Origin of the sequence: Spirosoma endbachense (assembly GCF_010233585.1) — a bacterium.
In the GTDB taxonomy this organism is placed as follows: Bacteria; Bacteroidota; Bacteroidia; order Cytophagales; family Spirosomataceae; genus Spirosoma; species Spirosoma endbachense.
Map to the genome: position 1 here is coordinate 10,258,074 of NZ_CP045997.1, position 12,210 is coordinate 10,270,283.

General features: G+C 48.2%; 9 protein-coding genes. 3 read left to right on the top strand and 6 right to left on the bottom strand.

Annotation, left to right across the window (positions count from 1 at the left end; genetic code table 11):
• Positions 1-167 precede the first annotated feature (167 nt).
• The 4 genes from GJR95_RS41405 to GJR95_RS41420 form a co-directional block, all read right to left on the bottom strand.
• On the bottom strand, positions 168-2,618 hold the full coding sequence (locus tag GJR95_RS41405) for a 3-hydroxyacyl-CoA dehydrogenase/enoyl-CoA hydratase family protein (protein ID WP_162391459.1): 2,451 nt from the start codon (positions 2,616-2,618) through the stop codon (positions 168-170).
• Between the two features lie 61 nt (positions 2,619-2,679).
• On the bottom strand, positions 2,680-3,258 hold the full coding sequence (locus GJR95_RS41410; protein ID WP_232541030.1) for a nucleotidyltransferase: 579 nt from the start codon (positions 3,256-3,258) through the stop codon (positions 2,680-2,682).
• 23 nt (positions 3,259-3,281) lie between these two features.
• Positions 3,282-3,752, bottom strand: coding sequence for a MarR family winged helix-turn-helix transcriptional regulator (locus tag GJR95_RS41415; protein ID WP_162391460.1), 471 nt, complete (start codon positions 3,750-3,752; stop codon positions 3,282-3,284).
• A gap of 106 nt (positions 3,753-3,858) precedes the next feature.
• Positions 3,859-5,112 carry a TlpA family protein disulfide reductase gene (locus GJR95_RS41420; RefSeq protein ID WP_162391461.1) on the bottom strand — a complete coding sequence of 418 codons (1,254 nt, stop codon included), beginning with the start codon at positions 5,110-5,112 and terminating at the stop codon, positions 3,859-3,861.
• Between the two features lie 127 nt (positions 5,113-5,239).
• On the opposite strand from GJR95_RS41420, the gene rsmH reads away from it, so the two are divergent.
• The gene (gene rsmH, locus GJR95_RS41425; protein WP_162391462.1) at positions 5,240-6,145 is read left to right on the top strand and encodes a 16S rRNA (cytosine(1402)-N(4))-methyltransferase RsmH; all 906 of its coding nucleotides are present in this window, start codon (positions 5,240-5,242) and stop codon (positions 6,143-6,145) included.
• A 9-nt stretch (positions 6,146-6,154) separates the two neighbouring features.
• Here the strand turns inward: rsmH and GJR95_RS41430 are convergent, their stop codons facing one another.
• Positions 6,155-7,510: a PrsW family glutamic-type intramembrane protease gene (locus GJR95_RS41430; protein ID WP_162391463.1), complete on the bottom strand. Its 1,356-nt coding sequence runs from the start codon at positions 7,508-7,510 to the stop codon at positions 6,155-6,157.
• A 247-nt stretch (positions 7,511-7,757) separates the two neighbouring features.
• Here GJR95_RS41430 and GJR95_RS41435 point away from each other — a divergent pair, with 247 nt between their 5' ends.
• Positions 7,758-9,299, top strand: a complete 1,542-nt coding sequence (locus tag GJR95_RS41435) for a YifB family Mg chelatase-like AAA ATPase (protein WP_162391464.1) — start codon at positions 7,758-7,760, stop codon at positions 9,297-9,299.
• Between the two features lie 139 nt (positions 9,300-9,438).
• Complete coding sequence (locus GJR95_RS41440) at positions 9,439-10,347, top strand: Nif3-like dinuclear metal center hexameric protein (RefSeq protein WP_162391465.1); 909 nt, start codon at positions 9,439-9,441, stop codon at positions 10,345-10,347.
• 69 nt (positions 10,348-10,416) lie between these two features.
• Here GJR95_RS41440 and GJR95_RS41445 read toward each other — a convergent pair whose 3' ends face one another.
• Positions 10,417-12,060 (bottom strand): amidohydrolase family protein, encoded by a 1,644-nt coding sequence (locus GJR95_RS41445; protein WP_162391466.1) that lies wholly within the window; start codon positions 12,058-12,060, stop codon positions 10,417-10,419.
• Positions 12,061-12,210: the final 150 nt, after the last annotated feature.

Genomic DNA, 12,210 nt, shown 5'->3' on the forward strand with positions numbered 1-12,210 from the left:
CAGCCGTGACAAGCCAGTCGCGGTAGTCTGGCCAAAACTACTAAGTAAGTAGTCAGTATAGAGGTCGAGGGTTGTCTGCATACTCAAAATTAAACCAGCCATCCAAAAGGTGGCGTAACATCAGTTAGTAACAGCAGCCATCAACTATACGTAGATCGATGAATTTTTTAATTCCGCAATGGCTTACCGCCAGTCAGGAGGCTCTGAATACGTTCCAGTGTTTTCTTCTCGCCCGATAAGGACAGGAAAGCCTCACGCTCCAGATCGAGCAGGTATTGTTCCGATACGTTCTGCGGTGTACTCAAATCGCCACCACAAATAACATAGGCTAACTTGTCGGCAATCTTTCGGTCGTGATCCGAAATATAGCGCCCCATGTGCATAGCCGTGATCCCCGCTTTGAACAAAGCAATGCCCGTTTTGCCCTGTACTTTTATATCTGCCCGTGGTTTGGGCTGCGTGTAGCCATCTTCAGCCATTTCAATGGCCGCTTGCTTGGCTTCAGCCAACAGGCGACTACGGTTCAGTACGATCTGATCTGTTGAACGCAGGTAATTCATCTCACGGGCTTCCTGTGCCGATGTCGATACCTTCGCCGTTGCGATGTTCATGAATACATTTTGCAGGATATTCAGCTCGGGGTCGCCGGTCTGGTAAAGATCAGATGCGCGGGCGGCCATTTCTTTTGTGCCACCACCGGCAGGAATCAGTCCTACCCCTACTTCAACCAGGCCGATGTAACTTTCGGCATGGGCAACAGCACGGTCGGCGTGCAGAACAGCCTCACAGCCACCTCCCAGTGTAAGCGTATGCGGAGCCACCACTACGGGTATCGACGAGTAGCGTAAACGAGTAATTAACTTCTGAAACTGCGCAATCATGAGGTTCACTTCATCGAACTCCTGTTCAACAGCGTACATGAACAGCGTACCGAGATTGGCTCCTGCCGAGAAAGCTTCGGTCGAATCATTGCCGACAACCAGACCGCGAAAATCTTTTTCGGCCAGCGAAATTCCTTTTAGCAGCGCTTCAGAAACCTCCTGTCCGAAGGTATTCATCTTACTGCGGAACTCAACATTTAAAATACCATCACCAAGATCAACGACGTTTGCACCTGAATTCTTCCAGACAATATTGTTGCTGAGGTTTTCCAGAATCGTGAAAGCCTCTGTGCCCGGAATCGCTTTATAGCTTTTCGTTGGAATGTCGTAGTATTTCCGCTTCCCGCCTTCAATTTTATAAAAACTATCGAAGCCAGCAGCGAGCAGGTCATATACCCATTGGGCAGGTTTCTGACCAAAGGACTCAATCAGTTCGACGCCTTTTTTAACACCAATGGCATCCCAGGTTTCAAACAAACCCAATTGCCAGCCAAAACCAGCCGTGATGGCCGCATCGATCCGGTAGAGTTCATCCGAAATTTCGGGAATACGATAACTCGCATACCGGAATCCATCAGCAAATGTCTGGCGGTAAAAGTCACCGGCTTTGTCTTTGCCAGCGATCAGCACAGGGAAGCGTTTTTTCAGGTTATCAATTGCCTTCGTGCTTTCCAGTGTTGTGAATTTGACCTTTTCCGACGGCTTGTACTCAAACGTTTTCAGATCCAGCGCCAGAATCAGCGTCTGACCTTTCTCATCCTTTGTTTTCTTGTAATAACCCTGACCCGTTTTGTCGCCGAGCCACTTGTTTTCCATCAGCTTCTGCACTGAAGCGGGCAACTCAAACGATGACCGTGATTCGTCGTGTTCCATTTTGACGAGGTTACTGGCCACGTTTACGGTCGTATCCAGGCCCACTACGTCCGACAGTCGGAATGTTCCCGATTTCGGACGTCCAACCACGGGGCCAGTCAGTTTATCAACCTCTTCGACCGTCAGGCCAAGTTCTTCGGCAACCCGAATGGTCTGAATCAGAGATTGAATACCAAGTCGGTTCGCAATAAAACCCGGTGTGTCTTTACACAATACCGTCGTTTTACCGAGGTATAAATCGCCGTAGTTCATCAGGAAATCAACAACGGCCGGGTCAGTATCAGGGCCGGGTATGATTTCCAGTAACCGCAGGTAACGGGGTGGATTAAAGAAGTGGGTTCCGCAGAAATTACGACGAAAATCTTCACTCCGGCCTTCGGTAAGCAGGTGCATCGGAATTCCTGACGTGTTCGACGTAATTAGCGTTCCGGGCTTGCGAAACTGCTCGACCCGTTCGTAAACCGACCGTTTTACATCTAACCGTTCAACAACGACCTCAATAACCCAATCGTAGGTAGCAATCTCTTTCAGGTTGTCATCAAAATTGCCGAGTTTGATCCGGTCGGCAAATTTTGGGCTGTAAAGTGATGCCGGACTGGCTTTCAGCATCGTCTGGAACGCATCGGTAACAATACGGTTACGAACGGCTGGATTGTCGGTGGTCAGGCCCTTTGCTTTTTCGGCATCAGTTGGCTCCTTCGGAACAATATCTAACAACAATACATCCACTCCGATATTGGCAAAGTGAGCCGCAATTCGCGATCCCATAATGCCCGAGCCTAGCACGGCCACCCGCCGGATGGTACGATTTTTTGTTTGCTGAGGGCGACTCTCCGATTTCGTTTTTTCCAGAGTTACTTCCATGGTTTTGTGGTAATTAGGAACACGTATTGAACAGGCTTAAACAGACGAATGAATTTGTCACTCAATCTGTATTCCTGTCTTTTAGTTTAATTAACTCTTCTACATCACCGATATCTTTTGCCCGGCCAGTAGCCAGTTTTTCGGTAATCAGATCATTCAGCTGAATAACTTTAAATGACACCCCATCAAACGTTACATTGATGGCTCGTTCATAGCACATATCGAAATCAACATCCCGGAAGGCTTTAAGGCTATAGCCCATATCCAGCGTAAAACCATATTTACCAACCGAAACAGATGTCCAGCCAAAAATGAGTGGAACGTCTCTCAAGTAAGCAGCACCAGCGACGCCGTTTTCTTCCAGGGCCAGAATCAGATTCTCTTTATTCTGTTCATCTGATTTCAACCACAAATCCATATCCTGCGTTGTGCGAACATGGCCGTGAATGACACCCGCCATACCGCCTACCAATAAAAACTGAATGTTATGCCGATTAAAACTTTCCAGCAAGGTCTGCACATCGTCGTCGGCAATATCCATATTCATTGGTGGGTTCCTTGGATTGGCGTGATACAGTTTTGACGCCGTTCTCATCAGCCGCGTAAATGCCTTCAGTCGATTCTCAGCGGAGTTGATCATGACGGACATAGAGGTCAACGAGATTAATCCAATGGCAATTCTTCTGGTTCAGCGGCTTTGATCTTCGCGTTCTCCTCCTCAACAATCCGGTTGATATCCTTGATCACATCAAAAAAAACGACCAGTTTATCAAGGGGAATTTTTTCGCGAATCATGTTATTGAACTGAATAACCCCTTCACGAGCCATCTCACGCTTGGCTTTCCCTTCTTCGGTCAGGTAAATCCGGACAAATCGCTTGTCGTTGCCGTCTACTTCCCGGCGAATCAGGCCGCGTTCTTCCAGGCTTTTTAGCATACGAACCAGCGAACGGGGTTCCATGCCGAGCAATGGGCCAATTTTAGTAGCGGGCGTGCCTTCTTCGAGGTCAATATTCAGCAATACGTATCCAATCGCCATCGTAATGCCGAATCGGGATGCGTAGGCGTTATACATTCGAGAAATAGCATGCCACCCCCACTTTATATGGAAATCTACAGTTTTCTCTTTCTTCATAGCAGGTATCGCACGGTCCAATTTCTGGCCGTAAATCTACTATTTTTTTTGAAAATAGTATGCATGCATAATGTTTGAATAAGCTGAATCGGTTTGATGGTTCAGCTTATTCAGACACCAGCTTATCAATCAGGCGATTGAACTCATCTACATACTGATCGTAGTATTTGCCCGTGCCAGGGCCAGAAAACCCGGTATGAATGTGTCGAACCTTGCCTTTTTTATCGATGATGATCGTCGTTGGAAAAGCCACTACAGCATTCAGATCAGGCAATGCTTTCGAAGCCTGTGCTTTATCATTCGTACCCGCTAAGGCAATAGGATAGTCGATTTTGAACCGTTGTTTCATCCGTTCGATCTTTGGGCCCGACACGGCCATTTCGGGCGAACGCTCAAAGGCCAATCCCAGCACCTCAATCCCACGCTGTTTGTTACGCTTGTACCACGGGCTCAGAAAATTAGTCTCATCCATGCAGTTAGGGCACCATGAACCCAGAATCTGCACAATCGTTACCTTATCCTTAAAACGTGGGTCCGTTAGCGAAACGATTTTGCCATTAGGTTCGGGGAAAGCGACGTTGAGCGTTTTCGATTCCGGTTTTAAATAGGTCAATTTGGCCGGATCAGGCAGGTCAGCTTTCGGATCAAACCGAGCCGCCCATGACTCATAGCCCGACACACCGGCCCATAAACCACCCGTTAACGTTTTAGTGGCCGGATTATGCTTCGCTTTAAACAAGTACACGTGTGAACCATCGAAACAGGACAGAAATAAACTATCACCATCTACATTCCCGTCCAGATAACGATAGTCGCCGGTGGGTGTCAGGAACGTACCGGCCAGATGATTTCCTTTCTGATCAAATACGCCAACGGCATTAACAGTATCAACTTTTCCTGTTTTGCTACCGAGTTCAGTAGCCCACTTACCGCTTAGGTTGCCTGTAGCGGGTTTATCGCTTACTTTAAACCGATAGGTCAGGCCACGGGTAGCTTCAAAAGGTAAGCTTTGCACCTGCTGACCGACACGACGTCGACGCCAGACGCCACGGAGCGTATTATCCTCTATCTTTGCAACTAATTCTGACTCAAACAATGCCATCGGAATTCGGATCGAGTCGTCCTGTACGGTAGATGGGTCCATGGGTAGCCGTTCATTACCATTAAGCACAAAGACGGTATACCCTTTGGAATCGCCTGCTGTTGGCTGAATGTCTAATCCGAAGGGTAATTCGCCACCTCGGGTTTTCAGGAAGGCCCGGTAGATACCCGGTTTAACCGATACAGGGGCCGATTGGCTGGAGCAGGCAACTGGCAACGACAGCAGCAGGATGGCTGCGATAGGAAGGAGTTTTTTCATCTTTTTTGATAATTCAGGATGCAGGTTGTAGATATTAGACAAAAGTACGCCATAGGCTTACTTATAACGTCCAGTAACTGAGCTTCAACGTCCGAAATAACGACCTCTAGTGAAGGTTAGTTTCTGAATGACAAATTACCACGAACCAGTTTTATTACAAGCCTGTATAGACGGCCTGAATCTACAACCCGGCGGCACCTACGTCGATATAACGTTTGGCGGGGGTGGTCATAGCCGTGCGATCCTCGATCAACTGGAAGCCGGACGACTTTTTGGCTTCGATCAGGATGCCGACGCCCGCACCAATGCACAGGCGATTGGCGATTCGCGGCTGACCTTCGTTGCGTCTAATTTTCGGAATATCAAACGCTATTTACGGCTGTATAAAGCCGAACAGGTCGATGGTATTCTGGCCGATCTGGGTATTTCGTCGCACCAGATCGACACGCCCGAACGTGGTTTCTCAACCCGATTTGACGCCGACCTCGACATGCGCATGAACCAGCAGGCCGACCGAACTGCCCGACAGGTTGTGAATGAATACGCAGAAGCAGATCTGCACCGGATTCTGGGCATGTATGGCGAGATTACCAATGCCCGAACGGCAGCTGGTGCCATTGTATCGGCCCGGTCAAACCGGCCGCTCAAAACGGTAAATGATCTGAAAGCGGCCTTACAGCGCTATGCACCACGCGGCAAGGAGAATAAATACTTTGCGCAGGTATTTCAGGCGCTTCGCATTGAAGTAAATGAGGAACTACAGGCGCTGGAAGAGTTTCTGGAGCAGGTGCCGGACATTCTGAAGCCAGGCGGTCGACTTGTGGTTATGTCCTATCATTCGCTCGAAGATCGGCTGGTCAAGAATTTCATCAACAAAGGTAAGTTTCAGGGCGAGGTAGAGAAAGATTTGTTCGGCAATGAAATCAAGCCCCTGCGATCCATTACCCGTAAGCCTATCGAAGCCACACCCGACGAGATTGCCCGTAACCCCCGCGCCCGAAGCGCGAAGTTGCGAATTGCGGAGAAATTATAGGAAGCTTTTTTATGCAGCAGGCTGTAATACAGCCTGCTGTGCCTTTTTTATCTGTTTTAGCCCACTTTGAATGATACCCAGTACCATAATCCAGGTAATTGTTCCCAGTACTAATTGCTTGGTTGGCAAAAACCAGATATACGGCAGAATGGGAACCTCAAAAGGCGCATTCCAGATCATGTGGATCAGGACAACAGCGATAAACGTCCGTAAAAACCCTTTATCTTTTAGCATATCCCACTCAAAGGGTTGCTGCCCTTTAACCCGCCAAATCGCAGCAGCCGTGATGGCGGTCCAGACGACATGGCTAAACGGAGCCAAAACACCCCGCAAAAAAATATTACTGATGGCCTGCTTAAATCCAACCTGCATCAGAACAACAAATGCATAGCCCGACGACTCAAACGCGGCAAAGCCCGTTCCGACAGCAGCGCCAATTAACAGCCCATTCAATATCCAGTGATATTGATTTTTGTTGCGCATAAGCACCAGAACAGCGAGAAGTTTACCCGATTCTTCCACAATACCAGCACTCGATGCTCCTAGGAAAGTGCCTAGAAACGCTGTATTGCTAAAGAAAAACAGTGAGATCAGCAGAGAAACCATCCCGCCCGAAAAGACCAGCTTGATCGTCTGGTATAGTGATACGTTTTGTGGGGCATTCATTTCCCAGAAAAAAATCAGGCTTCCAAAAGGCACGGCAAACGAGCCAACAAACAGCAATCCAGGAATCAATAATTCATTCTGAAACTGCGTTACTGCTAAAAAAAGGCTGATGAAAAGTAGTAAAGCACTTCCTCCAAAACGAACAAAGAGCCAGGGCTGAGGCCAATGAGAAGCAATGGTGCCAACGACGGGCGTCGTCTGGCGGGTTCCGACGGTGAAGGCACTTTCAATATCCTCATCGGATCGTTTTTCGCCCACTTTGGCAAAAATGGTTTTCAAACTGAAATCGCTATCCAACGTATCGACACCGGTCAGGGTCGAAATTCGGTTTACAGAGTTCGAAAAATCGATACCAGCAAATGGGTTCACCGGAATAGGGCCAGTTGATACGGGCTTGCTAAGAAGTCGCCAGTGCGATGCGCCAATCAGCAGATCAGCAGCAGGACTTAATTCGCCCGTAGTGACGGCTCTGCCATTTAATTCGACCGATTGCATACCGATGGTTTGGAAATACACATGCTGGCCATCGAAAACCATGGCCAGATGCTCATCGGCAACCTGGGGGTCACTAAGCGGAATCGTTGACTGGGGATTACGCCCAACTACCACGCGAACATGCGGCATTAATACCGCAGACCGGCCCGTATCAGGCCCACTTATACACTCAAAAACGGTTTGATGAGTCAAAAAAGAGGTCATGGTGTACAAGCGTTCACTTCTGATTCTAAAATAAGCACATTACCGAAATACCTTTATCCATAATTGGCATTCTATTACCGAAAGCATCGATATCAATCAATATGCCGACAAAAATTTAGTTACAATCTATATATTTGATTGTTTAATCTTCGCTCCAGTGAATCATACCTCTTGATTGTAGTCTTTTAATTCTCCGTTCGTTCGTAGTTTTGACAACTCATTTCCAATCTGTTTACCGTAACGTTCTATGTTATCCAAGACCTTTGGGGCGGCCGTTTATGGCGTCAATGCCAGTTTGATTACGATTGAAGTGGTTGTCGCTCAGGGCTTACATTTCCATCTGGTTGGCTTACCCGACAGTGCTGTTAAAGAAAGTGAGCAGCGTGTTGAAGCGTCGCTGAAGTTTTTTGGTTATCGAATGCCCCGCCAGAAAATTGTGGTAAATCTGGCTCCCGCCGATGTCCGGAAAGAAGGATCTGCCTATGACCTGCCTATCGCCCTCTGCGTGCTTCAGGCGTCGGAACAAATTACGACACAACGTAACTTCGAAGACTATGTCATCATGGGCGAATTAGCTCTTGACGGCATGTTAAGGCCGATAAAGGGCGTTTTACCCATCGCTATTGAAGCCAGGAAACGGGGTTATAAAGGATTTGTTCTTCCGGTCGAAAATGCCCAGGAAGCATCCATCGTCAATAATCTGGATGTTATTGGCGTCGCTACCATGCAGGAAGCCGTCGAGTTTTTTGAAGGCAAAAAAGATATTGAACCGGTGGTGAGCGATACTCGTGATTTGTTCATGAGCCAGCTCAATGCTTATGAGGTCGATTTTTCGCATGTGCAGGGGCAGGAAAACATCAAACGGGCCATGGAAATTGCGGCCGCTGGTGGTCATAATGTTATAATGATTGGGCCACCGGGAGCCGGTAAAAGCATGCTGGCCAAACGGTTGCCCAGCATTTTGCCTCCATTGACGTTACAGGAAGCGCTGGAAACAACAAAAATCCATTCGGTGGCAGGTAAGCTCGGAAGCCGTGCAAACCTGATTGCCACCCGGCCCTATCGCTCACCCCATCACACCATTTCCGACGCTGCCCTTGTTGGTGGAGGCAGTTTCCCGCAGCCGGGAGAAATCTCACTGGCGCACAATGGTGTCCTGTTTCTGGACGAATTGCCTGAATTTAAACGCTCGGCCCTGGAGGTGATGCGACAACCGCTTGAGGATCGTAAGGTGAGCATTTCGAGGGCAAAGTGGGCGGTCGAATTTCCGGCTAGCTTCATGCTAATTGCGAGTATGAACCCCTGCCCCTGCGGCTATTACAATCATCCGGAAAAAGAATGCGTTTGTGGGCCGGGCGTCGTACAAAAATACCTCGCCAAGGTCAGTGGTCCTCTCCTCGACCGGATTGATTTGCACGTTGAGGTAACGCCCGTTTCGTTCGACCAGATGACAGCCAACCGCCCTGCCGAATCGAGCGAAGTTATCCGGGAACGGGTAATTCGGGCGCGAGCCATGCAAACAGCGCGTTTTGAGCAACAGCCGGGCATTTACTCCAATGCCATGATGCCTTCACAAATGGTCAAAGAAATCTGTGTCATCAACGACGCCGGACGTGCCTTGCTCAGAACCGCAATGGAACGATTGGGCTTATCGGCACGTGCGTATGACCGCATCCTGAAAGTATCGCGTACCATTGCGGATCTGGCCGGAACCGACGAAATCCGGATCGAACACCTCGCCGAAGCCATTCAGTACCGGAGTCTTGATCGGGAAAATTGGGCGGGTTGATTGCTGGCGAATAGTGGGCAATTTGAGTTGTAGCGTTTAGCGACAATCTGTTACTACGTCAAACTGCCTACCGGCAACCGGTTACTGGCAAAGCTTAGCAAAATTGCGTATTATCGCCCATAAAAACTGGCAGGCGACTATGCACAAAGCACCCGGAAGACGACAATTTTTAGCAACCTTCACCAAAGCGGTAGGTACGTCTATGCTAATGAACGCTCCCTTTCTAAGTCAGGCGGGATCGCCAGAAGTCCGTCAGGCATCGTTTACGGTCGGTCAGGTGATGGATCTGATCCTGAAGACTATTCCCAACGCTCCCTTTCCCAAAACGGTAGATACCTTAAAATCAGGCAATGCAGCCCAAAAAGTAACGGGCATTGTGTCGACGATGTTTGGCACCATAGAGGTCATTGAAAAAACCATTGCCGCGGGCGCTAACTTCATTATCGCCCACGAGCCTACTTTTTATAATCACGCCGATGAGACAGACTGGCTAAGCAACGATCCGGTCTTTCGCTATAAGCATGAGTTGCTAACCAAAAACGGCATTGCACTCTGGCGATTCCATGATTACTGGCATTCACATCGTCCCGACGGCATTCGAACAGGGATGCTATCGGCACTGGGATGGGAAAATTATGTAGATCCTCAAAATCCACAGGTACTTACAATACCCGCAACTTCACTAACTCAACTTATTGCCCATGCGAAACAAAAACTAGGCATTAAGCAAGTACGTGTTGTTGGCGATACGGCACAATCCTGTAAGCGTGTGCTGTTGTTACCGGGCGCTGCGGGCGGACGAAACCAGATTATCGCGATCGAAAAGGCGAAACCGGATGTGGTCCTCTGTGGCGAAGCCAGCGAATGGGAAACACCGGAATACATTCGGGATGCACGTCGTCAGGGGCAAAAAATATCCCTGGTTGTGCTGGGCCATATCATGAGCGAAGCGGCTGGTATGGAGTGGCTGGTTTCCTGGCTGAAGCCTAAACTGCCCGATCTGAAAATCTCGTACATACCTTCCGGCAATCCATTCAGCTACGAATAGGACATAGTAAACACAGACCAGCTACGGAGGGCACAAAGTCCACCCTTTTTTTGTCAACTCTGGTTAAAATCATCTGATCAAGTCGGTCAAATCGGCTTTCAATTGGTTGATCCTACGTTGGTAAACAAAATCATCGGCTGAAAGTAACCGTGTTCGTTGAAGCCACGGCTGATTAACGACTTTGTTCGTGTAGTGCGACATCAACAGATCGGTCTGACTTATCGCCTTGATCAGATCGAAGTTTAGGCTCGAATTTATACTGACGACTTTTTGCGAAGCTACCTGCCCTTCACTGGCAGGAATTCGCTGATAATCGACTGATAGGCTATTGTCGATCAGGTCTTTGTCGCCATATACGATTCGTCCATTCACGATCGTACAACGTACCGAACGATCATCCTGCGTATGTAAAGCGGCCAAAGCCGGTTGCTCAGGTGTCTGCTTACGTAAAATGAAAAAATCGGCATTATAACCCGCCTGAATAGAACCAACCTTGAGACTCCCTAAAGCCGTTGCCGGATTTTGCGTCATCATGGCCAGCAGTTGTGCATCACTTACAGATAATGCCAGCATATCGCAGAAATGGCGGGCAAATTTAAATTCATCCCAAACGTGCTTACTGCCACTGGGTGCCCAGTCTGACCCTAAACAGACATTTATGCCATGATTCAGGAGCGTTTTAACGGGAATGGTGTCGCGATACAGGATCAAATTCGACACCGGCGACCACACTACACTTATATGGTTCTCGCGCAGAAAATCGAGCGTTTCATTGTCGGAATAATCTAATCCACACGCATGCGTAAGGGTTAAATTTGCTGTTTTCAGAAACGCCGTATAAGCTGGATCAGCAAGTGCGCGTCGAAATTCGGTGAACTCCCGGCGACTGAACCCATCCGGGTTACCCCGCTGAAGATAACCCGCTCTGCCTTCAGCGATGTGAGCAATACAGGCATAATAACGATTATTTCCTTCCCGCACTGAGCTTAGAAAATCGTCAAAACTCGGATGGCGCATCATAGGCCATGAGCTGGTATCGTCATCAGCCAGGTCCGGCGAACCGGGCGCATCAAAATTCGGCCCTGGCCTTACAAAATCAACGACTGAAAAAACTCTTTTGGTCTGAGGAATACCCAATTCACCAGGGTCCGTCGTATCTCGAATAATGAAGTTGGGAATCTTGCCATCATTTTCCAGTTTAATCGTCTGCTGAACGAGCGTAGTTCCACCGGCAACGGCCTGTAATTCGGTAACGATACCATGCAGCTTCTGTACCTCCTTCATCGCGGCAGCTACGGCAGCAGCTGATAATGGAGGATGATTCCCTGTATTGGGCGGTTGAAGAACAGATTGAATAAAGTCGAACGATTCCTGCTGCCAATTGGCTTCAATGTACTCCTTGAAATTTTTTATATCCTTGATATATTGCTCATTGTTGCGCCATTGAAAGCGATTACTCCAAACAGCGGGGCTTTGCCAAAGTGGAAAAACGTTATATTCCGAATGAACATGTAAATTGATCAATCCGGGCAAAACAGTCTCATTATCAGCCAGCTCCAATCGAATCAGGTTGGGCAAGTCGAAGGGGACTTTCCCAGGTTGCACAGCTGTAATCCGTCCGTTTTGAACAAGAATTGTTTTAACGGATTCGCGGCCCTGACCATCGACTACATTACCGATTATGCATAAAGGGCGACCAGAGGAAGTAAACATCGTAGGGGCGGCTGGGAAACGAATGGATTTTCACAAAAATAGAAATTCAACTCATTAAAGACCTCATTTACAAACAGCTATGATGATTATCCAGCATTTATAATTCATTTCCTAAAAACAGAATACAATAAATTCTTCCCGAAAGCGACA